The sequence below is a fragment of the Sphaerisporangium siamense genome, from assembly GCF_014205275.1.
In the GTDB taxonomy this organism is placed as follows: Bacteria; Actinomycetota; Actinomycetes; order Streptosporangiales; family Streptosporangiaceae; genus Sphaerisporangium; species Sphaerisporangium siamense.
Map to the genome: position 1 here is coordinate 6,667,776 of NZ_JACHND010000001.1, position 22,078 is coordinate 6,689,853.

The 22,078-nt window shown below is 71.6% G+C and carries 19 protein-coding genes, 1 tRNA gene and 1 pseudogene; 9 read left to right on the forward strand and 12 right to left on the reverse strand.

Annotation, left to right across the window (positions count from 1 at the left end; genetic code table 11):
• Positions 1–20: 20 nt before the first annotated feature.
• A tRNA-Pro gene (locus tag BJ982_RS30455) sits at positions 21–94 on the reverse strand.
• Positions 95–295: 201 nt separating this feature from the next.
• On the opposite strand from BJ982_RS30455, the gene BJ982_RS30460 reads away from it, so the two are divergent.
• Positions 296–703, forward strand: a complete 408-nt coding sequence (locus BJ982_RS30460) for a hypothetical protein (protein WP_239123137.1) — start codon at positions 296–298, stop codon at positions 701–703.
• 155 nt (positions 704–858) lie between these two features.
• Here the strand turns inward: BJ982_RS30460 and BJ982_RS30465 are convergent, their stop codons facing one another.
• Entirely contained in the window at positions 859–1,290 is a 432-nt protein-coding gene (locus BJ982_RS30465; RefSeq protein ID WP_184885724.1) for a hypothetical protein, read from the reverse strand.
• Positions 1,291–1,921: 631 nt separating this feature from the next.
• Here BJ982_RS30465 and BJ982_RS30470 point away from each other — a divergent pair.
• Positions 1,922–3,067, forward strand: coding sequence for a TROVE domain-containing protein (locus BJ982_RS30470; protein WP_184885726.1), 1,146 nt, complete (start codon positions 1,922–1,924; stop codon positions 3,065–3,067).
• 81 nt (positions 3,068–3,148) lie between these two features.
• Here BJ982_RS30470 and BJ982_RS30475 read toward each other — a convergent pair whose 3' ends face one another.
• The 3 genes from BJ982_RS30475 to BJ982_RS30485 all read right to left on the reverse strand — a co-directional run bounded on the left by BJ982_RS30475 (position 3,149) and on the right by BJ982_RS30485 (position 8,237).
• Positions 3,149–4,204, reverse strand: coding sequence for a methyltransferase (locus BJ982_RS30475; protein ID WP_184885728.1), 1,056 nt, complete (start codon positions 4,202–4,204; stop codon positions 3,149–3,151).
• A 78-nt stretch (positions 4,205–4,282) separates the two neighbouring features.
• Positions 4,283–5,554 (reverse strand): hypothetical protein, encoded by a 1,272-nt coding sequence (locus BJ982_RS30480; protein WP_184885730.1) that lies wholly within the window; start codon positions 5,552–5,554, stop codon positions 4,283–4,285.
• A gap of 22 nt (positions 5,555–5,576) precedes the next feature.
• Complete coding sequence (locus tag BJ982_RS30485) at positions 5,577–8,237, reverse strand: hypothetical protein (RefSeq protein ID WP_203959210.1); 2,661 nt, start codon at positions 8,235–8,237, stop codon at positions 5,577–5,579.
• A gap of 297 nt (positions 8,238–8,534) precedes the next feature.
• Between BJ982_RS30485 and BJ982_RS30490 the strand changes: the two genes are divergently transcribed.
• Positions 8,535–8,864, forward strand: coding sequence for a hypothetical protein (locus BJ982_RS30490; protein WP_184885732.1), 330 nt, complete (start codon positions 8,535–8,537; stop codon positions 8,862–8,864).
• 103 nt (positions 8,865–8,967) lie between these two features.
• Here the strand turns inward: BJ982_RS30490 and BJ982_RS38705 are convergent.
• Positions 8,968–9,563, reverse strand: a pseudogene (locus tag BJ982_RS38705) (histidinol dehydrogenase).
• 128 nt (positions 9,564–9,691) lie between these two features.
• On the opposite strand from BJ982_RS38705, the gene BJ982_RS39895 reads away from it, so the two are divergent.
• Genes BJ982_RS39895 through BJ982_RS30510 form a run of 3 tightly spaced genes read left to right on the forward strand, consistent with a single transcriptional unit; the run spans position 9,692 to position 11,812 of the window.
• Entirely contained in the window at positions 9,692–10,519 is an 828-nt protein-coding gene (locus BJ982_RS39895; RefSeq protein WP_239123138.1) for a hypothetical protein, read from the forward strand.
• 6 nt (positions 10,520–10,525) lie between these two features.
• Positions 10,526–11,614, forward strand: a complete 1,089-nt coding sequence (locus tag BJ982_RS30505) for a hypothetical protein (RefSeq protein ID WP_184885734.1) — start codon at positions 10,526–10,528, stop codon at positions 11,612–11,614.
• A 3-nt stretch (positions 11,615–11,617) separates the two neighbouring features.
• Positions 11,618–11,812, forward strand: a complete 195-nt coding sequence (locus BJ982_RS30510) for a hypothetical protein (RefSeq protein ID WP_184885736.1) — start codon at positions 11,618–11,620, stop codon at positions 11,810–11,812.
• 77 nt (positions 11,813–11,889) lie between these two features.
• On the opposite strand, the gene BJ982_RS30515 is transcribed toward BJ982_RS30510, so the two are convergent.
• From BJ982_RS30515 to BJ982_RS30525, 3 genes are all read right to left on the reverse strand, one after another.
• The gene (locus BJ982_RS30515) at positions 11,890–13,227 is read right to left on the reverse strand and encodes an NAD(P)/FAD-dependent oxidoreductase (RefSeq protein ID WP_184885738.1); all 1,338 of its coding nucleotides are present in this window, start codon (positions 13,225–13,227) and stop codon (positions 11,890–11,892) included.
• Between the two features lie 80 nt (positions 13,228–13,307).
• Complete coding sequence (locus BJ982_RS30520; protein WP_184885740.1) at positions 13,308–13,760, reverse strand: ATP-binding protein; 453 nt, start codon at positions 13,758–13,760, stop codon at positions 13,308–13,310.
• A gap of 159 nt (positions 13,761–13,919) precedes the next feature.
• Complete coding sequence (locus BJ982_RS30525; RefSeq protein ID WP_184885742.1) at positions 13,920–14,705, reverse strand: SigB/SigF/SigG family RNA polymerase sigma factor; 786 nt, start codon at positions 14,703–14,705, stop codon at positions 13,920–13,922.
• A gap of 225 nt (positions 14,706–14,930) precedes the next feature.
• Between BJ982_RS30525 and BJ982_RS30530 the strand changes: the two genes are divergently transcribed.
• Positions 14,931–15,299 carry an STAS domain-containing protein gene (locus tag BJ982_RS30530; RefSeq protein ID WP_239123139.1) on the forward strand — a complete coding sequence of 123 codons (369 nt, stop codon included), beginning with the start codon at positions 14,931–14,933 and terminating at the stop codon, positions 15,297–15,299.
• A 52-nt stretch (positions 15,300–15,351) separates the two neighbouring features.
• Here the strand turns inward: BJ982_RS30530 and BJ982_RS30535 are convergent, their stop codons facing one another.
• Positions 15,352–16,083: a GAF and ANTAR domain-containing protein gene (locus BJ982_RS30535; protein WP_239123140.1), complete on the reverse strand. Its 732-nt coding sequence runs from the start codon at positions 16,081–16,083 to the stop codon at positions 15,352–15,354.
• Positions 16,084–16,265: 182 nt separating this feature from the next.
• Here BJ982_RS30535 and BJ982_RS30540 point away from each other — a divergent pair, with 182 nt between their 5' ends.
• Positions 16,266–18,167: a SpoIIE family protein phosphatase gene (locus BJ982_RS30540; RefSeq protein ID WP_184885746.1), complete on the forward strand. Its 1,902-nt coding sequence runs from the start codon at positions 16,266–16,268 to the stop codon at positions 18,165–18,167.
• Between the two features lie 202 nt (positions 18,168–18,369).
• Complete coding sequence (locus tag BJ982_RS30545; RefSeq protein ID WP_184885748.1) at positions 18,370–19,545, forward strand: glycosyltransferase; 1,176 nt, start codon at positions 18,370–18,372, stop codon at positions 19,543–19,545.
• Between the two features lie 96 nt (positions 19,546–19,641).
• Here the strand turns inward: BJ982_RS30545 and BJ982_RS30550 are convergent, their stop codons facing one another.
• Both BJ982_RS30550 and sthA read right to left on the reverse strand, forming a co-directional pair.
• On the reverse strand, positions 19,642–20,508 hold the full coding sequence (locus tag BJ982_RS30550; RefSeq protein WP_184885750.1) for a neutral zinc metallopeptidase: 867 nt from the start codon (positions 20,506–20,508) through the stop codon (positions 19,642–19,644).
• 94 nt (positions 20,509–20,602) lie between these two features.
• Positions 20,603–22,006: a Si-specific NAD(P)(+) transhydrogenase gene (sthA, locus tag BJ982_RS30555; RefSeq protein WP_184885752.1), complete on the reverse strand. Its 1,404-nt coding sequence runs from the start codon at positions 22,004–22,006 to the stop codon at positions 20,603–20,605.
• Positions 22,007–22,078: the final 72 nt, after the last annotated feature.

Genomic DNA, 22,078 nt, shown 5'->3' on the forward strand with positions numbered 1-22,078 from the left:
TCGACAGACCTTCTCGTCTGTCGGGACGACAGGATTTGAACCTGCGACCCCTTGACCCCCAGTCAAGTGCGCTACCAAGCTGCGCTACGTCCCGTTGCTCACTGGGTGAGCAAGAACAACCTTAGCGCAGATCCAGGGGTCCTGCGTACGCGTGCTTGGCGGTGGGGAAGGGCGGGGTGGGTGGCGCCGGGTGAGAGGTGGGAGAACATGGGGGTGAGGGGTTCTCGGTGTCTAGGAGGAGAGGTTGAGGGTGGGGCGTAAGGCTCATATTGATCGGGAGGAGTTGCGGCGGCTTGTGGCTTCTGGGCGGTCCAACGCGGAGCTGGCCGCGTACTTCGGGGTGACCGAGTCGGGGATCTTGCAGGCCAAGCGGATGGCGGGGCTGGCCAAGCCGATGCTCGATCATGGGCGTGCGCTTCCCTGGAAGCTCAACCGGGCGCACAACCAGAGTGGGCCGGCGACGAACCTCAGGAACCTCTCGGCGATCGCCCAGGGCGGGCAGGTGCCGCAGACGAAGATCAATACGGCGCTCAGGTGGGCGCGGAGGCTCACCGAGAGCGGTCTGGACGTCGGCTACAGCTACGAGGACGGGTTCTACGAGAGGCCGGTCGAGGGCGCCTCCCACATCGAGGCCGTGCTGACCGCGGCGCTGACGTCCCTGAACGAGCGCGGAGAGGGAGAGCGGGCCGACGAAGGCGCCTGATCTACAGGCTCCGCCCGGTTCGGCGCCGAGCCTGGCATCGCAAGGTCCACGCCTTTGCCGGGCCTGGCTGTCATGGGAGATGGCGGTGAGTCAGGGGTATCGCACGATCCACGCCTTTGCCCGGGGGCCTGACTGTCACCGAAGAGGACGGCGAGTCAGGGGCGGGGAAGCTCGAAGGCCAGGTAATGGGGTGCCAGCCGATTCTGGACCCGATCGTCGGTGACGACGAGGGACGGAAGCGCGGCGCCGATCCCTCCTCCCGCGGCTCCGAAGGCCGACGCTGTCAGCCCTCCGAAAGACGCGCCCACGGCGCCGCCGAGCGAACCGAGCGTGAACATGATGGAGGATCTTCCCATCCGGTGAAGAAACTTCGATGCGCGCCGCGCTCGGAGAAGGTGGACCCTTCCTTTGGTGAGGGCGTCGCTGACGCAGCGTCGGGAATCGACGAAGTGCCCCAGGGAGCGCAAGGTCATGGATTCCTGCGAGCCGAGGCTGACGTGGCGCTGCCACAGTGCGAAGGCATCGTCGTCGAGACGCATGGAGATGATGTCGCGCCAGGACGGATCGTCGATTCCCGGGACGTCCATACGCGCCAGTTCCCTGAGCCATCACCGGCGCCGGCGTCCGCCTTTCGCGGAAATTCACGTGTGCTATTCACGTCTACTGGCTAATGTGGAGATCAGTTCGTCGGGCTGGAAGTGGGCGCGAGTCGAAGGACATCGGTTATCTCTCCCATAGATTCCGCCGGTGGTCACCCGCACATCCGCGTCCGCTCCCGGCTCGATGAACTGGTCAGGTCGGGAACCGGCACGAGTCGAAGTCTCATCGGTTATCCACTCATAATGGGGCGGTCGCGGGTTCGAGTCCCGCCACGGGTTCGCCTGTGTAGCTCAGTTGGTAGAGCACCAAAAAGGCCGGTGGGCATGCCCATATCCGTGCCGGTTCCCGATCTGATCGTTCGTCGGTCCCGTGGGTGGTACGGGTCGAATCCGGTCGGTTATCTCACGGTGAATACAGGTTCGAATCCTGTCGGGCCGCCGCCTACGCCGAGGGCGACGCCGGCACCCGCCAGGCCGCCAAGTTCGCGCTGCCCAAGGTCGCCCGCACCACCGACCACCTGGCCGCGTTCTTCGGCTACTACAAGAACCTCGGCGGCAAGGCCACCAGGCGCGGCACCGGCCCCGTGGCGGGCCGCAGCCTGCGCTCGGCTCGTGGCTCTTGGAGGGCAGTGCGAACGACGTGGCGTTCCGGGTGTGCAAGGCCCGCCGGCGGAAGACGCCGCAGGGCGAGGCGTTCGATGTGCGCGACGTGCTGCGCATCGCCCACCCGGCCGCCGACGCGGAGCAGCGGAAGGCGCTGTTCGGGTGGATCGCCGGGAACGTCGGCGACGACGAGGCGCGCGCCGAGCTGCCCGCCGTGGACCGTTTCCTCACCGCCAAGGCCGTCACCTCGGCGGAGGAGGCGGTGCGCGTGGTGACCGAGGCGCGGGTGCCGTGGGAGTTCCTGCCCGACGCGATGCTGCGCGAGCCGGGAGTGTGGGACGCCCTGGTGGACACGGTCGGCATGACCGCGCTCGTCCGTAACCTGGCGCGGATGACCCGCATCGGCACGCTCAAGCCCATGGGCGACGCCACCCGGCGCGCGGTCGCGCGGCTCACCGACGCCGACGCCGTCCACCGGGCGCGGATCCACCCGATGGACGCCTGGCTTGCCATGCGCGTCTACGCCTCCGGCCGCTCCCAGCCCAACCGGCGCGCCGCCGCGCAGACCTGGAAGCCGGTCCCGGCCGTCCTCGACGCCCTGGAGGAGACCTACGAGCTCGCCTTCGGCGCCGTCGAGCCGTCCGGGAGGCGCCTCCTGGTGGCCGTCGACTCCTCCGGGTCCATGGCGTGCGTGAAGGTCCACGCGGGCGGTTCGCCGATCGGCACGCCGTACGAGGTCGGCTGCGCGATGGCCGTCATGCTCGCGCGGATCGAGGACGGCGGCGTCCACGTCATCGACGTCGACACCCGCGTCCACGCCTCCAAGGTCACCCCGCGCACCAACCTGCGGGAGATCGCACGCTGGCAGCCCTCCGGCGGCGGCACCGACCTGTCGCTGCCCTTCACCTGGGCCCGGGACGAGCGCCTTGAGGTCGACGGGGTCGTCCTGTTCAGCGACAACGAGACCTGGGCCGGCCGCGCCCACCCCTCGCAGGCGCTCACCGCCTACGGGCGCTCGGTCAACGCGACCGCCCGGGTGGTCGTGGCGTCCATGACCGCCACCGGCCACTCGATCGGTGACCCGCGCGACGACGGCGTGCTGAACGTCGCCGGGCTGGACGCCTCGCTGCCGCTGGTCGTGAACGGTTTCATCCGCGGCTGACGGGCGCGCCGCACGGGCTCTGCCTCGGACGGCCGGACTGCGCCACCCGGCCGTCCGAGGCGTTCGCGTGGCCGCGGAGGATTATTCGGGCGGTGCCGGCGCGCAGGTGAGGACGAGTTGGCCCAAGGGGGTGCGCTGGGTGTTGAGGAGGTGGAGGGCGGAGGCGGTGGTGAGCGCCGTGTAGTCGTCGACGGTGCGTTCCCGGCCGCCGCTGAGGACGAGCATGCGCAGGTTCATCTCGGCGTGCGGGGCCGGGTCGTCGCCGGAACCGCCGGGAGACTCGATGACGACGACCCGTCCGTGCCGTCCGGCCGCGTCGGCGCAGCGGCGCAGGATGCGGACGGCCTCGTCGTCGCTCCAGTCGTGGAGCACTCGTCTGATCACGTAGACGTCGCCCCCTGCGGGCAGCGGGTCGAAGAAGCTCTGGCCGGCGAACGCGCACCGCGTGCCCAGGCCGCGCGCGGCCAGGTGCCGCCGGGCTCGCTCGACCGTGCCGGGCAGGTCCACGAGCGTGGCCCGGATCCCGGCGTGGGCGCTTAGCACTTCGGCGAGCAGGGCTCCGGTGCCGCCGCCGACGTCGACCACGTGCCGTGCGCCGGACCAGTCGTACGCGCCGGCCGCGTCGGCGACGTAGTCGGCCCCGGAGGCCATGACCGCGTCGAACGACTCGCTCATCGCCGGGTTCTCGGCGAGGTGACGCCAGAACGGGGCGCCGAAGACCGTCTCCCAGGCCGGTCGCCCGGTGCGGACGGTGTGGAGGAGGCCGGTGAACGCCAGGTCCATCCGCCCGCCGAAGCCGTCCAGGTCGAGCCGGGCCCGCATCCCGGACGGGTGGCCGGACGCCAGCAGCGCGGCGGGCGCGTTGACCGCGAACGCGCCCGGCTCCGGCTCGGTGAAGACGCCCCGGCAGACCAGGTGGCGCAGCAGCCGGCCCAGCGCGTCCGCGTCGGCGCCCGCCCGGCGTGCCAGTTCCTCGACGGGCACGGCGGCGCCGGCCATCAGATCGGCCAGCCCCAGCGAGGCGGCGACCCGTACGGCCATCGGCGTGGCCAGGTCCGCCATGGGGGCCAGCACCTCCCATGCCGCCTCCCACGCCGAAAGCCGCCCCTGCTCGTGATCGTCTTCGCCGCCGGTCACAGCCCTTCCTCCCCCGGAATCACGGCTCGCCGGCCGGGCAGGCCATCCGGCGGCCTCGGCTCCATCGCCGGGCACCGGTCACTTCGTGCCTTTGGCGGTGAAGAACAGCGGGTCGGCGTGGGCGAGCGCATGGGACATCATCCCGCGCAGGAACAGGCCGTGGCCATGGGCGCGGCCGATGTCGTAGTCGCCGTCGTGCCACCCGCGCTGCTGGTTGCCGACGATGATCTCGTTGCCGTTCTTGTCATGGTTCAGCAGGTAGAAGCGGAAGAAGGACACCGGCAGGCAGACCAGGCCGAACCGCGCGTCCGATCCGTACGCCTCCGACGCGAGGCCCCGCGCCTGGCCGCGGACCTTCTTGGCCGGGCCGTCCGACCAGGAGACGTCCTCCAGGTCGAGGTCGGCGCGGTCGGTCCACCCGCGCCCGCCCGGCTCGGGATCGCCCAGGCACTGGTTGTAGTGGCTCCGGTAGGAGGTGTACAGGTAGGCGCGGGCCCTGCGGTTGAGCTGCGCCCACTGGCGGGTGGCCGTCCAGAGCCGGGCCAGCTCGGGCAGCCGCTGGGCGTCGTTGTCGCCGAGGTTGATGTCGAAGCCGTTCCACTGGGTGAGGTGCTCGATGAAGAACGGCGTGCGGCCGACCTGGCGCATGAGCTGGACCAGCCGGTCGCCGCTGCGGCTGTACGCGGAGAGCATCACGGCGCCGGGCCGGTCGAACTGGGCCGGGCCCTTCAGCAGCGTCGTCAGGGACCGGTAGACGTCGGCCAGGGCGCCCAGCATGCCGGCCGGGGTGAGCAGGTCGGCGAAGTTCCCGGCCACGTCGGCGACCGGGACCACGTAGGCGAGGTTCGGGTCGCGCTCGGTGACGGCCATGACGTGGTGGGCGACGCTCTTGAAGTCCTGGCAGAGGTAGCGGATGCCCAGCTTCACGTAGTACGGCACCCCGTCCGCGCGCAGTTTGCCCCGCCAGTAGGGCCGCGAGCCGGTGTAGTCGCCCTCGTACGTGGGCGGGTGGAACAGGACGTGGAAGTTCAGCGGCGCGGTCAGCGCGCCGCGGCTCAGCCGCCCCGCCAGCGCGCCCGGCAGCCAGACGAAGAACAGCCGTGTCGTGCCGGAGTCGCGTTCCAGCGCGAACGCGCGCCCGGCGGCGTCCTTTCCGTGGCCCGGGCCGTAGGCGGCCTCGTGGTAGCCGATGCCGTCGCCCGCCGCCTTGTCGAGCACCTTCCAGGCGAACTTGCGCAGGCCGCCGCCGGGCAGCAGCGCGCCGGGATCCGCCTCCACCTCCCCGGCGGGGCCGCGCCGGAAGAGCGGCAGCGGCTGGAGTGCCAGGACCTCCGCGCTGACGTCCCTCATCGTCATCGTCGTCGGGCGCCGTCTACGAGATCGTCGTGAGGTTGGACGTCATGGCGATGTCCGTTCCCGACGACGGGGTGTACTCGCCCCACTCCGCGATGAGCGCGCCCTTCTCCCCCGGTTGCAGGATCGGCACCGGGGACTGGGTGCCGCGGTGCGCGACGGTGATCCGGGCGACGGTGATCTGCGTCGGGCCGGGGATCGCGGTCACGGTCTGCGCCTCCTGCAGGCGCCGGTCGTCCTCCACGTCGATGACGACCGGCAGCCCGACGACGAAGCCCTCGCTGCTCTCGACCCTGATCGTCACCGGGTTGGGGCTCGGCGCGATGTCCGCCGCGCAGGTGGTGTAGACGGCGTCCTGCAGGCGGACGGCCGCCCGGCCCGGATTGGCGGGCGGGATGCCCGGGTAGTTGCGGTCGTCGTACGCGGCGATCTCCTTGGCGATCGACAGGTAGGGGGCGGGGATCTGCGCGTCGACCGCGCCGCCCTCGGCGAAGCGCATCCACCGCTCCTCCCAGCCCTTGCGCACGGTGAGCACGATGCGGGCGCTGCCGGCGCGCAGGAACGCCTGCCGGTTGGGGTCGGGGTGCCGGAGGCGGCGGACGAAGTCCCAGCTCGGGGGGACGTCCCAGAAGTAGGAGTACAGGAACGTGACCACGTTCTCCCACTCGATGGCCTGGTTGAGGAACCGGATGACGTCCTCGTGCCGCCGCAGCACCGACCACTGCTCGGGGCTCAGGTCCAGCCCCGGCCCGTCGAAGCCGATGCCGTGCTTCAGATCGACTCCCGCGGCGGTGAACGCGGCGAGCACGTCGTCCGGCATGAAGTCGAAGTCGGGGCCGAGGACGAAGCGCAGCACGCACTTCATCAGCTCGTCGTTCTCCTCGCGCCGCAGGGTCAGCGTGTCGACGCTCTCCAGCCGCTCCTCGATGGCGGCGATGCGGGCGGCGATCTCCTGCTGCTGGGCGAAGTACCGGGTCTGGGCGGCGGTGTACAGGGTGTTCCAGACGTCGGTCCGCCACTGCTCGACGGCCTCGGGCGTCAGCTCGCGCAGCACGGTCAGCCCGGCGAACACCTGCTCGGAGTGGTGGAAGAAGAAGGTGACCTTGTGCCGTCCGGTGAACCCGGCCATGTACGGCACGCCGGAGCCGACCGACATGATCTTGTGGTCGCGGATGATCAGCGGCCCGCTGAGGCCGCCCCACCCCGGCTCGGCGTGCGCGCCGATGACGTCGAAGTTCATCCTGTCGTCCGAGTCGTCCTTGCCGATCTGCGCGTCCAGCCGCATCTCGCGGACCCGCGTCCCCCCGGGGACGTCGAACTCCAGGTCCAGGAAGTACCATCCGCCGCCCGTGCCGACGTGCGCGCTGACGGTCAGCGGCGTCGGCTCCTCCGGGTACGGCCGGACCGCCACGCCGTGCCGGTCGGCGAGCCACCGGTACTTGGGCACCCCGGCCGGGTCCGGCCGTCCGTTCTGGTCGACCTTGTCGGTCGTGATGTCGGAGTACTTCACGTCGAACTCGAACGGCCCTTGCTGCGCGCGCAGCCATTCCAGGTCGGCGTACGCGCGCCGCATGGCCGCGCCCGGCTCCGGCACCGTGATGTCGTACGTCAGACGCAGCCCGTAGCGGTACAGCCGGACCCGCCACTTGCGCATCAGGCTGAAGTAGTCGACCCGGATGGGGTCCTTGCCCGGGTTGCGCAGCATGCGGGTCGAGGTCTCGGACGCGCCCGTCTCGGTCTTCGTCGAGATGGTGACCTTGTGTTCCCGCCGCGACCGCGACGCGGCCTTCTGGGTGGTCGTCCGGGCGTGCTTGACGCTCTCGCTCGCGGACGCCGACTCCGACCCCTGCGCGGTGAAGCCGGTGGTGCTGGAGCCGGAGATGATGGGGATGCCGCCCTGCACCGTTCCGGTGATGTTGAACTGGTTGGAGTGCTGGCTCTGCGACGACGTCGACTGGGCGAGGTCGGTGTTGTCGGTGACACCCGTCTCGCTGACCTCCTCCAGCGAGTCGGTGACGATGGTCGTGAACTCCTTGGACGTCACCGACCACTCGGTGTGCGTGACCGCCGTCTCCTCGCCGGGGGCCAGCGGGATGGTCGCCACGAGTTCGCCGCGCTGGATGCCCACCGGGACCATCTCGATGCGTTCCAGGTTGAGCACGCCGACCGGCGGCGCGGTCACCGCGAGCAGGCCGCGCAGCGCGACCGCCGCGGTGTTGACCGCCTGGGCGGCACGGCCGCTCGCCTCCGGGTCGCGCGCCGCGTCCACCGCGTTCAGCCGCTCGGCGCGCCTGCCGAGCAGGGCTTCGGCGAACGCCGCCAGCTCGCCGGCCGGCACGCGCGAGATCGCGGCGAGGCCCGGGCGCAGGGCGGGGACGGCCGGCTCCTCGAACGCCTGGAGCAGTTCGAAGGTCGCCTCGGAGACGCGCGCCTCCGCGTCCCGTAACCGGTCGCGGACCTCGGCGGTGTCGCCGGCGTTCAGGGCGAGCTGCCGGATGGCGCCGGACTTGGCGATGCCGCCGCCCGGCTCGCCGGCCGCCGCCGTGACCTGCACCGGCACGAGCGTGCCCTTCAGGATCTCCCGCGCCGAGTTGTCCAGGACGGGCGCGGTGGGAGGCGAGGGTGGCGGCGGATTCGGCGGGCCCGCGGCGGGAATGGGGGCGGAGGCGGGAGTCGGCATGGTTTTCCCCTGACAGCCGGAACTGGCATCGGCGCTACTTCGCGGCAAATGTCCGGAATCATGAGGTATGTAGATAATGCCAGGCTATGCCGCTGTTTACGGGTAAAAGGTCGGCCGGAGAATTGGCATATGGGATTGTGCGCCCAGGCTAATCCCGGATTCCGGTCGGCGGCCAGTCCTTTCCCCGGATCGGTCTCCCCCGAGTAGCCACATACCAGGAAATGCAACGATTCGATCAACCCGGTACGCCGCCCGACCGCGCGGACAAGACTCACCTTCATGCAGTTAGGACAGTTCATGAAGATGCGGGAAGAGCCGTGGACGCCTGGCCCTAACGACTCACCCTTCGGTTTCACGCTGCTCAACCCGCAAGGGGACAGACACCTCGCGTTCGACGACAGGCGTGGTCACTGGTACCGGCTGTGGCGAGGCCGGCGCCCCGAGCGCCTCAACGGCGGCGACGCCATCCTCCTCCGCCCGAGCGAGACCGGCTCGATCCTCCAGATCTCCATGGTCTGGATCATGAACCACCCCACGGAGACCCGGCGCCACGCCTTGGCCGAAGAGGTCGCCGCCGGCGCCCACGCCGTCGTCCAGCACTTCGCCAGACTCTCCGGCGCCGTCTGACCACACGAACCCCCACGACACTCCCCCGACAACCAGCGGCGTCCCCTCCGACGAGGAGCGGGCGCCGCCCTCATGCCATGGAACCGGCGTCAGCGCCGGATGCTCATCGAGGGAGCCAGGGGACGTTGTGGCCCAGGTGGCGGATGTCGGCGCTGCGGGCGTGGCCTTCGAAGTGTTCTGTGCGGGAGGTGCGGGCGCAGAGCTCGCCCAGGCGTGCGCTGGCCGCTGGGGTGGCCACCTCCTGGTACGTCACTGTTTTGAGGTATTTGCCGACCCACAGGCCGCCGGTGTAGCGGGTGGGGAGGGTGTGGTTGGTGCCGATCACCTTGTCGCCGTAGGAGACGCACGTGCCGGCGCCGAGGAACAGCGCGCCGTAGTTCGTCGTCACGTCGAGCGCGCGGCGGGGGTTCTCGGTGAGGATCTCCACGTGCTCGGCGGCGAAGGTGTCGGCGAGCCTGAGCGCCGCGTCGACGGAGCCGTCCACCACGATCACCTGCCCGTGGTCGCGCCAGGCCGGCCCGGCCATGTCCCTGGTGGGCATGGTGGGCAGCAGGTCGTCGATCCAGCACATCGTCCGCTCGGCGAGGCCGCCGAGGTCGTGATGAGGATGGCCGGCGAGTCGGGGCCGTGCTCGGCCTGGCTGAGCAGGTCGACGGCGACGACGATCACGAGCCGCGCCTGGTTCTGCGGGCCACCCACGCCGCCGCGCCGTGACGAGGGCGGGCCCGGACGTGGCCGCGCGGGTGGAGGTGGGATCCGGGTCGTTTCGGGATGGCCGTCGCGGGCAGTCGGGGGGTTGACAAACGCAGACAAACCCGGAGGCAGACATGACCATCGCCTGGGTGGCCGTCGTCCTAGCCGTGGTGGTGGCGATCCTGGCGGTCGGCTACCTCATGGCGCAGCGGCAGCGGAGGCACCGGCTCCAGGAACGTTTCGGACCGGAGTACGAGAGGACGCTCCGCGCGAGCGACAGCCGTCGCGAGGCCGAGCAGGAACTACGCGAACGAGAGCAGCGCCACGCCGAGCTGGACATCAGGCCGCTCGCGCCGGAGAGCCGCTCCGCCTACGCCAAGAAGTGGACCGAGGTGCAGGAGCGGTTCGTCGACGCTCCCGGCTTCGCGGTCACCGAGGCGGACCACCTGGTGACGGCCGTGATGGCGGACCGGGGGTACCCGACCGAGGGCTTCGAGCAGCAGGTGTCGGACCTGTCCGTCGCCCACGGGCCGGCGCTGGACCACTACCGCGCGGCGCACGAGATCAGCAGCCGCGCCGCCCGTCAGGAGGCCTCGACGGAGGAACTGCGGCAGGCCATGGTGCACTACCGCGCCCTGTTCGAGGAACTGCTGGAAGACACCACGAGCAACCTCACCGGCCGGGACGGGCACCGTCACGACACGGCCGCGCACAACGGCACGACGACCCACGACGGCACGACGACCCACGACCGGGCCGCGCGGGACGGCGACGTTCCGGCCGCCCGCCCCGAGGACGTCCGCCGCGAGGATGTCCACCGTGACGAGGTGCGTCGCGAGGACGTCCGCCGGGAGCCGGGCGACCGGCTCGTCAGCCCGGGCCGCGGGGAGCACGGACGGCACGAGGCCGTCGAGGTCCCCGGTCGCCGGGACGGCCGGAACCACGACGTTCAGGGAGGCTGACCAGCGATGGAACCGTATCGCCGAGACAAGGCCGAGGACGAGGCGACGCGCGAGCGGGCGCGGGTGGACCTCGCCGACCATGAGCGCGCCGACCATGAGCGTGCGGGCGGGCCGCTCGCGGACGAGGGCCTCGGCGGGCTCCGCGACGCCCGCCCCGAGGACGGCCGGTCCCCCTCCGGGACGGCCGACCCCGCGCACACCGCCACCTCCCCCGGGTCCGACCTGGCCGATCCGGGCGAGGCGCGGGAGGCGGAGCGGCGGCGGGAGCACGACGACGCGCTGCGCGACCCCGACTCCGTCCCCGGGCGGCCCGGACGGACCGGCGAGCCCGGGTCGCACAGTGAGGCGCGGCCCACGCCCGAGCCCGTCCTCGACTTCGAGCCGACCGGGCAGTTCGGCGCGCCTCCGCAGTCCTCCGACCTGATCGTGTACCCCAAGCCGGAGGAGCGGGCGGGGACGGACGAGCTGACGACGACCGGCAGGCCGGTGGCCGGTCCCGGCCTCACGCGCACCGGCCATGACAAGGGAGACGACCTGGTGAGGGAGAACGAGGTGGCGACGAAGGACCGGGCAGGGCTCACGGTCGCGAAGGACGGCACGCACGAGTCCTCGCGCGCGGCCGGCCTGGACCACGACGGCGTGGCCGCGCACGACGGCGCCGCGGACGGCGTGACCGCGCACCGCGACGCCCCGGACGGCGCGATCGCGAACGGCGGCGCCACTGGTGGCGTGACCGCGCTTCGCAGCGTCCCGGGTGACGGGACCGTGAACGGCGCCACGGACGGCGCCGGCGGGAACGGACGGGGCACGGCGGACGGGGACTTCCTCGGGCGGTGGCGCGAGGTGCAGGCCGGGTTCGTGGACGACCCCCGGGACGCCGTGGAGCGGGCCGACCGGCTCGTCGAGGAGGCCGTGGACGCGCTGACCACGCGCAGGAAGAACCTCGCCGACCGCTGGAAGAACGGCGGCGACGGCGACACCGAGCGGCTCCGGCTGGCGCTGCGCGACTACCGCTCGCTCCTGGAGGAGCTGGTGGGGCTCAATCACGCGAACGCCGGGCACGCGAGTTCCCCGGCCCGTCACGAATCGAGGTAACGCATGCTTGCCATCGTCGCGGCGATCGTCTTCGGACTCGCCTTCATCCTGGCGCTCATCGGCTCCACCATCGGGATCTCGACCACCGCGCTGATCGCGCTCGGGCTGTGCCTGCTGGCTCTGCACCAGGGCGGCATCGGGACCTCCAGCGTCGGCTCCGGCTCCTGGCGCGGCGGCTACCGTCGCACCCGCCGCTGACGACGCGCATGACAGGACGAAGAGGGGGCGCCGGGACGGCGCCCCCTCGTCTGCGTTCCAACGGGCTTTCCACCACGTCAGCCGCGGGCGAGCATGCGTTCGCGGATCGGGGTGGTGCGGGCGGCGTACTCGAACTCCTGGCGGGGGTCCTGCATGGCGCCCAGGGAGACGATCTCGCGCCGGAAGAAGAAGCCCATGATCCAGTCGGCCATGATGCGGGACTTCTTCTCGAAGGTCGGCACCTTCGACAGGTGGTAGGCACGGTGCAGCATCCAGGCCGGGAGGCCCCGGATCCGGTGCCCGTACACGTTGGCCACGCCCCGGTAGCGGCCGAGGCCGGCCACCGACCCGGCGCTGCGGTGGACGTACGGACGCCGCTCCTCGCCGCGCAGGGTGGCGATGAGGTTGTCGGCGAGCCGGGCGGCCTGGCGGACGGCGTGCTGGGCGTTGGGCGGGGTGGTGAGGCCGGGATGGACGAGGTCGGGGACGGCGGCGCTGTCGCCGGCGGCGAAGGCGAAGTGGGTGCCCTCGACGAGCAGGTAGGCGTCGACCTTGACGCGGCCGTGCTCGTCGAGGGGGAGGTCGCCGCTCGCGGCGAGCGGGTTGGGTTTGACGCCCGCCGTCCACACCAGGGTGCCCGCGTCGAACTCGTCGCCGTCGCTGAGGACGATATGGCGGTCCACGGCCGATTTCAGCAGGGTGCTGGTGCGCACGTCGATGCCGCGCCCGCGGAGCTGCTGGGCGGTCCACCGTCCCATCTCGGGGCCGACCTCGGGCAGGATCTCGCCGGTGGCCTCGACGAGGATCCAGCGCATGTCCCGGCGTTCGATGGTGCGGAAGTACCGGCAGGCGTCGGCGGCCATGTCCTCCAGCTCTGCCAGGGCCTCGACGCCGGCGAAGCCTCCGCCCACGAAGACGAAGGTGAGCGCCCGCCGCCGTACGTGGACGTCGGTGGTCGAGGCGGCGAGGTCGAGCTGGGCGAGCACGTGGTTGCGCAGGTGGATGGCCTCTTCGAGGGTCTTGAAGCCGATCCCCCACTCGGCGAGGCCGGGGATGGGCAGGGTGCGGGAGACCGAGCCGGGCACGAAGACGAGGTGGTCGTACCGCAGCCGGCGCGGCGGCCCCTCGTAGGGCTGGAACCCGGCGGAGCGGGAGGAGAGCTCGACGTCCAGGACCCGGCCGCTGAGGATGGTGCACGCGGGCAGGACGCGGCGCAGGAAGACGACGACGTGCCTGGGCTCGATGTTGCCGGCCGCGGCCTCGGGGAGGAACGGCTGGTAGGTCATGTAGGAGTCCAGGTCGGCCAGGGTGATGGACGCCTCGCCGCGGTGGAGCCTGCGCTGGAGGCGGAGGGCGGCGAACATGCCGGTGTGGCCGCCACCGACGATGAGCACGCGCGGGGTTCGCTCCCTCATGGTTGCGGACGTACCCCATCCGATGCCGCCGAACAGGGGATTTGCCAGAATTGTCAGCTTTGCCGGATATATCCGAGCTGTCAGACCTGGAAGCGCATGGTGAGGCTCGTCCCAGCGGCGCCGGTGCGGAGGATCAGCTGCTTGGTCAGCCGGCGCGCCACCCACAGGCCCATGCCGCTCGTCGAATAGTCGTGCGGGGCGATCATCCCGGGCTGATCTTCGATGATCCAGTGGCCGTCGTCGTGGACGTCGATGAGGAGGTCGCCGCCTTCGCACCACACGCGCAGCCGCGCCTTGGCCGAACCGTGTGTCACGGCGTTGGTGGCGACCTCGTTGACGGCGACGAGATAGTCCCCGATGCTCTCCTCCGCCATTCCGGCCCTGCGGGCCTGGAGCGCGGCGAAGTCCCGCACCTCGGGGAGGTCGGCGACACAGAAGGTCAGTTCCCTGACCGGCACGCCGGACGGGAACAGCGAAGTGCCGCCCCCGTCCGCGAGGAAGCGGGGAGGAGGAGGAATATCGTCCTCGTTCACCCGATAACCGCCTCCATGAGCGATCAGACTAGGTCACCCTGTGCCCGGGAATGCCGTCATACATCGATGAAGATACCCCGGGACACCGCTTCGCGAGGGTGATGGCCTGCACGCAAGCCGCTTTCCGCCCGATTCAGTGCCCCGGGATCGCCCGTCTAATCAGCTCGCGCCCACGAGTTGTGCGCGGAGCTGGTCAAGGACCTTGCGGAGGATACGCGAGACGTGCATCTGCGAGATGCCGAACTCGGCGGCGATCTCGGCCTGCGTCATGTTGCCGTAGAAGCGCAGCAACAGGATGTTGCGCTCGCGGTCCGGCAGCCGGTCGATCAGCGGCTTCATCGCCTCGCGGTCGACCAGGGTGGCCAGCTCGTCGTCGTCGTCCGGGATGACGTCCCCGAGCGCGGCGGCGTCGTCGTCGGCGCCCATCGGGGCGTCCAGCGACAGGGTGCTGTAGGCGGCGGAGGCGTCCATCGTGAGGAGCATGTCCTCCTCCGAGATGCCCATCTTCTCGGCCAGCTCGGCGACGGTGGGGAACCTGCCGAGCTCCTGGGTGAAGTCGGCGACGAGACGGTTGAGCTCCGAGCGCCGCTCCTGGTAGAGGCGCGGAACCCGCACGGCCCAGGTGCGGTCACGGAAGTGCCGCTTGACCTCGCCGGTCATCGTGACCATGGCGTAGCCCCTGAAGCTGTGGCCGAGCTCGGCGTCGAAGCCGTTGATCGCCTTCATCAGGCCGACGTACGCGGCCTGGAGCAGATCTTCCATGGGCTCGCCGCGGTGGCGGTAGCGGCGGGCGATCTCACGCGCCATGGGAAGGTGCATCTCGACTATCATCTCGCGAAGCCGCGCCGCGCGTTCCTCGTCGGTGGCGGGCTCGGCCAGCTCACGGAGGAGGTCTTCGGCGGTGACGTCGGTCTGGGGGAAGGTGCTGCGGTCTTCGGCAGCCATTGCTGCTCCCTCGTATGCCTTGCAAGCGAGGCGAGAACCACCTGAACCCATGCAGAGCAGGCGTCGCCTCGCGTACTACGGTCGAGACGAGGCCCTCTGCTGGACCTCGGCTCCAGTATTCCCCAGAAATCAAGAGTATTGCTACCCCCTAAGCAACAGTAATGTTGCGATTGACCCCCCGATGGGGTTGGCGCCATGCGCCAGGATGCGGTGAGGAGGCGCGTGGTGACCGTTCCCGACAAGGCCGAGTCGGCTTTGACCCTTACCTCGGCGGTTGCCGAGGGCGTACCGGTGGTCCGGGTGAGCGGCATCCTCGATGCCACCACACGTCAGCAGTTCACCGACAGCCTGGCCGAGATCACCGACGATCACGGCCCCGACCTGGTGCTCGACCTGGCGGGCGTGACCTTCATGGACTCCCGGGCGCTCGGCCTGATCGTCCACCACTGGCAGCGCACGATGGCGGCGCAGGGCCACTTCGCCCTGGTCGGCGTGCAGTACTCCAACTCCAAGGTGATGTGGGTGACGGGCCTGGCGCAGCGGCTGCCGCTGTACGACACGCTGGAGGAGGCGCTGGCCGCCTTCCGCGGATGACCCCGGGGCCGTCCCGGGCGCCGGGCGGGAGCCGCGGCGTCCCGGGCCCGGCTCAGGACGGGGCCGCGCCGCCGTGCTTGCTCTGGTGCTCGCTGACCAGCAGCCGCGCGAGGTCGGCCACCTTGACCTGGTGGTGCTGGGACAGGCGGCGCAGCTCGTCGAAGGCCGCCTCGGCCGAGCATCCGCTGGCGTGCATGATGATGCCCTTGGCCTGGTCGATCACCGAGCGGCCCGCGAGGGCCTCCTGGAGCTGGGCGGCGTCGGTGAGCACCTCGTCGTAGTCGGAGATGTTGGCCAGCGCCACGGTGAGGTGCTCGGTGAGCAGGGCGGCGAGCGGGTCGGCCGAGCCGCCGGTGAACGCCCCCGGCCGCACCGCGTACAGGCCGAGCACGAGCGTGGCGTCCTCGATCGTGATCGGCAGCACGAGCGCGGCCCGCACGCCGTAGCGGACGGCGGTCGCGGCGTACCGGGGCCAGCGCGTCTCCTGCAGCAGGTCGGGCACCAGGACGTTCCTGCGGGTGGCCACGGCCTCCAGGGCGGGGCCCTCGCCGAGGGCCTGCTCGCGGTCGATCAGGGCGATCAGGTCGCTGTGGGAGGCGGAGAACATGAGCCGCTCGTCGCGCCGCAGCTCGACGGTGCCGCCGGCGCACCCCGGGACGCCGACGGCGACGGCGCCGGTGATGCCGCGCAGCACGCTCTCCATCGAGGTGCCCTCGTGGACGCGGCCGAGCGCCGCCAGATCACGGGCGAGGGCGGGACCGAACATGCGCATCGTCTCCGGCATCGTCTACAGCACCTTCTCCATGTGCGGGCTCCATACGCAGGCTCATCTGCGGGTCTCGGTTCCCCGAAGCCTCAGGTTAATTCGCGCCATGAGATGCTCTTCGACGCGCGGGCGCCGTGCCGCCGTAGTTGACGTACCGTCTAGCAGGGGAACGCCCGCCCGGTGACACGAAGGACGCCCAATTGACCGAGCCTACCGACCTGCCCGCGCTGGAACAGGCGCTCAGCGGCCTGACCGCCCGCATCTCGTCGCTGCGCCAGGCCCGCGCGGCCTATCCCGCCGACCCCGGGCCCACGCTGGACGCCGCGCTCGTGGAGCTGGACACGGCCCGCGACCTGTTGCGGGGAGCGATCGGAGAGCTCGGCAAATCACGCCGCAGGCCGGCGGGGCCCGGCGGCAGGGACGGCACGAACCGTGAGCTCAAGCTGCTGCGCACGCTCTACCGGGCGATGCCGGTGCCGGTGATCGTGCTGGACGCCTCCGGCACCGTGCGGCGGGTGAACGCCGAGGCGTCCCGCCTGCTCGGCAGCCCGGACGGCTATCTCACCGGCCGCGCGTTCCCGCTGCTCGTGGACGTCTCCCGGCGGGCGGCGTTCCGCTCGCACCTGACGTCCGTCCTGCACACCGGCGAGACCGCGGCGTTCCCGACGCGGCTGGCCCACCAGGGGCGCGCCCACAACGTGCAGCTCGTCCTGACCCAGCTCCGCATGGCCGGCGAGCCGCAGGAGATGATCGCGGCGGTCGCGCTGCCGGTCGAGGCGCGCACGCCCGAACCCGGCCGCGCCGAGGAGCAGGACGCCACGCCGGACGAGCCCCAGCTCCTGGCCGGCGCGCGGCGCCAGGAGCTGCTGTCGCAGCTCACCCGCCTGCTGCTGGACGAGGAGAGCCTGAGCCAGCCGGTCGCGCTGATCCGCTCGGGCCGCCTGCTGGCCGCGCACACCGCCGACTGGGTCATCGCCGACGTCGTGCGCGATGGGGTGGCGCGGCGGTCGCTGGTGCTCGGCCCCACCAACCAGCCGGTGTCGCGGCTGATCCGCACGCTGGAGCGCCTCTCCCCCACCGCGGCGCCGCTGATCTCGCACGTGCTGGAGAGCGGCACGGGCGTCGTCCACGAGATGGTCGAGGACGAGTCGCTGCTCGGCGCCCTGCCCGACGGCGTGCCCGTCCTGCAGGCGGCGCGGGCCGGCTCCGTACTGAGCGTGCCCATCGGCGTGGGCGACGAGACGGTAGGGGTGCTCACGCTGCTGCGGCTGCGCGAGCGTCCCTCGTTCGGCCTGGCCGACCTCGGGCTCATGGAGGACGCCGGCGCGCACATCGGGCTGGCCCTGCGCGCCCAGCGCACCTTCCACGAGCGCTCGCAGGCGGCGGACACCCTGCAGACCGGCGTGCTGCCGCGCACGCTCCCGGAGATCCCCGGGTACGACACGGCGGCGGCCTACCACACCGGCGCGGGTCCGCGGGCGATCGGCGGCGAGTTCTACGACGTCTTCCGCGTGAAGGACGGCTGGGGGTTCGCGGTCGGCGGCGTGGTCGGCCAGGGCGAGGAGGCGGCGTCGGTGACCGCGATGGTGCGCGGCGGCCTGCGCACGCTCAGCGTCTGGGAGGACGACCCGGCCGAGGTCGTCGCGCGGCTGAACGACGCCCTGGTCGCGCAGGACACCGGCATGTTCGTCATGGTGGCCGCGGGTTTCGTCACGCCGGGACGGCGCGGCGGGCGCGTCCGGCTGGCCTCGGCGGGCAACCACCCGCCCGCGGTGCTGAAGGGGGACGGCGAGGTCGGCTACACCGCCGGGGGCGGCATGCCGCTCGGCATCGAGATCGGCACGAAGTTCCCCGTCGAGGAGGTCGCGCTGGCGATCGGCGACACGCTGGTGCTGTACTCCGACGGGCTGGCGGGCTCGCGCGGCAGGTCGGGCCAGGCCGAGCTGGCCTACGGCGAGGGCCGCCTGACCGAGGTGCTGGCCCGGTGCGCGGGGCAGCCGGCGACGTCGGTGGTCAAGGCCGTCGAGGACGACCAGCGGGCGTTCTCCGGCGGTCAGGTGCTGGACGAGACGACGATCCTGGCGCTGCGGCGCGCCCGCTGACCTGGCGCTGCGGCGGGCCCGCCGGGGCCGCCGCGGGGCCTGTCCGGGTGGATCCGGGGCAGGGTTTACAAGATTTTTTCGCGAAAGGGGTTTGCCGCTTAACTGACATCGGTACACTGACGTACAGATTTCGTGCCTAAGACGCAGGCACAACTCAGTACGTTCACGGGTCCGTCGCGACCCGGCTTCCCTGAGGTGTGCCGTGAAAATCGCCTTCGTCTCCGTGCACGAGCTTTCGTCCGACCTTCTCGCCGTCGCCCGCGAGTTGAGCGCTGCCCACCGCGTCACCATCTACACGCGTCGCGACGCCGCCGACCGCAAGCCCCGCGGCAAGGTGGCCACCGGCGTGGCGATCGAGTACGTGGACGCGGGCCCGGCCCGGCCGCTCCCCGAGACCGCGGTCATGCCGCACGTCTCCGCCTTCAGCGCCCATCTGCGGGAGCGCTGGGCCAAGGACCGCCCCGACGTCGTGCACGCCCACTCCTGGACCGGCGGCCTGGCCGCCGTCGCCGCGATCGACGGCCTGGACGTGCCGATCGTGCAGACCTTCCACGCCGCGAACCCGATCGGCGCCCGCCCGGGCGACCGCGAGGCCGCGGCCCGCACCAAGCTGGAGCGGGCGATCGGGCGGCGGGCCAACGCGGTCGTCGCGTCCTGCGCGAGCGAGGCGGCGGACCTGATCCGGCTGGGCGTGCCGCGCAGGACCATCGCCGTCGTCCCGCACGGCGTGGACGTCGAGCGCTTCCGCCGCCAGGGCCCGGCCGGCGCCCGCGGCGACCGTCCCCGCCTGCTGCACGTCGGTCACATCGGCCGGGGCGGCGGCGCCGACGTCGCGATCCGGGCGCTGGACGGCATTCCGGGCGCGGAGCTGGTGATCGCCGGCGGCCCCCGTCCCGACGCCCCGGAGGCCGAGCGCGACCTGGAGCGCCTGACCCTGCTGGCCAAGGAGGCCGGCGTGGAGGACCGGGTCACGCTGCTCGGCCACGTCACCCACAACGCGATGCCGAAGCTGATGCGCGGCGCGGACATCGTCCTCACGCTGCCGGTCGCCGCGCCCAACGGCAAGGTCGCGCTGGAGGCCATGGCCTGCGGCGTCCCGGTGATCGCCTCGGCCGTCGGCGCGCACCTGGACTCGGTGGTCGAGGGCGTGACCGGCCTGCTGGTCCGCCCGCAGGACCCGGCGGCCCTGGCCCGCCGCACCCGCGCCCTCCTCGGCGACCTCACCCGCCGCACGGCCCTGGGCTTCGCCGGCGCCGACCGCGCCGGGTCCCGGTACTCGATGGAGCGCATCGGCCGCGAACTGGTCCGCGTGTACGAGAACGTGACCGGCCGCGCCCGTCCCGTCGAGCTGGACGAGGCCGAGGCCGAGGCCGCCTGACCACTCCCGCCGGGCCCGTGCCACCCCCGGGTGGCACGGGCTTCGTCGCTCCCGGGCCTCTGCGGGTCTCCCCGGCTCCGGGCAGCCGGGCGCCGGTCAGGTGACGGCGTGTACGGGGACGGTCCAGGTGTCGCACGCCTTGGGCCGTCCCGACCGGAATCCTCGTTCCAGCCACCGCGACTGCGTGTCCGACCGCCCGTGGTCGCGGACCCACCGCGCCTCCAGCGTGCCCTGATAGGACTCCTGGAACCGGCTCCACGGCGGGAGCGCCTCGCGCAGGAGGTGGAGCGCGACTCCGCCCAGGCAGGTCGCCTGGAGCTCCAGCCGCCGGCTCAGGACGTCCTGTACGGCGCGTTTGGCGCCGTACGCGGCCTCCGCTTCCCAGTCGAGGATGTTGACCATGTGCTGGACGTGGTGGGCGTACTCGTGGGCGACGAGGTCGGCCACCAGGGCGGTCCCGTCCGGGGACAGGTCGTCCCGCTCCAGAAGGACGTAGTAGGCGCGGGACTCCGGGCAATAGGTGCCGTCCGCGCCTCTGGAGGGCATCGTCCCGCATTCGCGATCCTTGACCCGGCGCGGCACGAAGACCCGGCGCGGCGGCGTGAAGTACGTCCTCGCCGCCTTGAACTCCCGCGCCCAGACGCGGTCCAGGCAGGCGGAGAAGGCGTTGCCGTACCGCCGCATCGAGGCCAGGCTTCCCGCCCTGACCACGGGAAGGCGGCAGGACGTCCTCGGGACCTTCGGCACGGCGTAGAGCGGGCTCCTGACGGCGGCGTCACGGCCCTGGGGCGGGGGGACCCGGTCCGGTGCCCTGGCCGGGGACACGGGTCGCGTGGGAGTGGCCGTGGGGCTGGGCTCGGCGTGCCACCGTCCCACGCCCAGAGGCGCCGCGTCGCGGGCCGGCTCCGCGGCACAGGAGGCGAGGACGGCGCACACGCTGAACGCGGCGAGGATGCGGCGCATGATCGCGCATCATAGGGAACGAAGCCGCATGTCGTATATCAAGTGATATTGCTTCACATGCCGGGCGGACCTTATCGTCCGCCCGGAACGGGCGTCAGTCGGCGAAGCGCGCCATTCTGCGGATCTTGTTCATGGCGTCCAGGGCGGCGACCTTGTAGGACTCCGACAGGGTCGGATAGTTGAACACCGCCTCCACCAGGTAGTCCACGGTGCCGCCGCAGCCCATGACCGTCTGCCCGATGTGCAGCAGCTCGGTGGCGCCGGTGCCGAAGACGTGCACGCCGAGCAGGGCGTGGTCCTCGGGCGAGACCAGCAGCTTGAGCATGCCGTAGGTGTCGCCGATGATCTGGCCGCGCGCCAGCTCCCGGTAGCGCGACACCCCGACCTCGAAAGGGATGTGCGCCTTGGTCAGCTCGTCCTCGGTCCTGCCGATGAAGCTGATCTCCGGGACCGTGTAGATGCCGATCGGCTGAAGGTGCGACATGCCCCGCAGCGGCTCGTCGCAGGCGTGGTGGGCGGCGATGCGGCCCTGCTCCATCGAGGTGGCGGCCAGCGCGGGGAAGCCGATGACGTCGCCGACCGCGTAGATGTGCGGCACGGCCGTGCGGTAGTACTCGTCCACGGCGATCCGGCCCCGGGCGTCGGCGGTGAGCCCGGCGGCGTCCAGGCCGAGGCCCTCGGTGACGCCGTTGCGGCCCGCCGAGTACAGGACGGTCTCGGCCGGGATCTTCTTGCCGCTCTCCAGCACCGTGACGCAGCCGCGCGCCCGCCGCTCGACCGAGGCGACGGTCTCGCCGAAGCGGAAGGTGACCGCGAGGTCGCGCAGGTGGTACTTGAGCGCCTCGACGATCTCCAGGTCGCAGAACTCCAGCATCCGCTCCCGCCGCTCGACCACGGTGACCTTGGTGCCGAGCGCGGCGAACATGGAGGCGTACTCGATGCCGATCACCCCGGCGCCGACGACCACCATCGAGTCGGGCACGTGCTCCAGCCGCAGCATCCCGTCGGAGTCGATGATCGTGCGGTCGTCGAAGTCCACGCTGTCCGGGCGCGCGGGCCGCGTCCCGGTGGCGATGATGACCTTGTCGGCGGTGACCTTGGCGGTCTTGCCGCGCTCGTCGGTCACCTCGACCGTGTGCGGGTCCAGGAAGCGGCCGCAGCCGAGCAGCATGGCGACGTGGTTGCGGGACAGCTGGCTCCTGACGACGTCGATCTCCCGGCCCACCACGTGCGCGGTGCGCATGGTGAGGTCGGCGACGGTGACGTCCTCCTTCAGCCGGTAGCTCTGGCCGTACAGCTCCCGTTGGTTGAGGCCGGTGAGGTAGAGGACGGCCTCGCGCATCGTCTTGGACGGGATCGTGCCGGTGTTGATGCACACCCCGCCGACCATGTCGCGCCGCTCGACGATGGCGACCGTGCGCTCCAGCTTGGCCGCCGCGATGGCCGCCTTCTGCCCGCCGGGGCCGGACCCCAGAACAAGGATCTCGAAATCGGACACACCGCCAAGTGTGCGGTGAAGCTAGGAAATGGTGAATACCTACCTGCCATAGGGGGCGCGAATTCGGCATAA

Coding starts and splice junctions, on each gene's coding strand:
- BJ982_RS30465 (WP_184885724.1), bottom strand. CDS start 1,290: ATGGACGTCCCGGGAATCGACGATCCGTCCTGGCGCGACATCATCTCC.
- BJ982_RS30480 (WP_184885730.1), bottom strand. CDS start 5,554: ATGAGGGACGTCAGCGCGGAGGTCCTGGCACTCCAGCCGCTGCCGCTC.
- BJ982_RS30485 (WP_203959210.1), bottom strand. CDS start 8,237: ATGCCGACTCCCGCCTCCGCCCCCATTCCCGCCGCGGGCCCGCCGAAT.
- BJ982_RS30490 (WP_184885732.1), top strand. CDS start 8,535: ATGAAGATGCGGGAAGAGCCGTGGACGCCTGGCCCTAACGACTCACCC.
- BJ982_RS39895 (WP_239123138.1), top strand. CDS start 9,692: ATGACCATCGCCTGGGTGGCCGTCGTCCTAGCCGTGGTGGTGGCGATC.
- BJ982_RS30505 (WP_184885734.1), top strand. CDS start 10,526: ATGGAACCGTATCGCCGAGACAAGGCCGAGGACGAGGCGACGCGCGAG.
- BJ982_RS30510 (WP_184885736.1), top strand. CDS start 11,618: ATGCTTGCCATCGTCGCGGCGATCGTCTTCGGACTCGCCTTCATCCTG.
- BJ982_RS30515 (WP_184885738.1), bottom strand. CDS start 13,227: ATGAGGGAGCGAACCCCGCGCGTGCTCATCGTCGGTGGCGGCCACACC.
- BJ982_RS30525 (WP_184885742.1), bottom strand. CDS start 14,705: ATGGCTGCCGAAGACCGCAGCACCTTCCCCCAGACCGACGTCACCGCC.
- BJ982_RS30535 (WP_239123140.1), bottom strand. CDS start 16,083: ATGCCGGAGACGATGCGCATGTTCGGTCCCGCCCTCGCCCGTGATCTG.
- BJ982_RS30550 (WP_184885750.1), bottom strand. CDS start 20,508: ATGCGCCGCATCCTCGCCGCGTTCAGCGTGTGCGCCGTCCTCGCCTCC.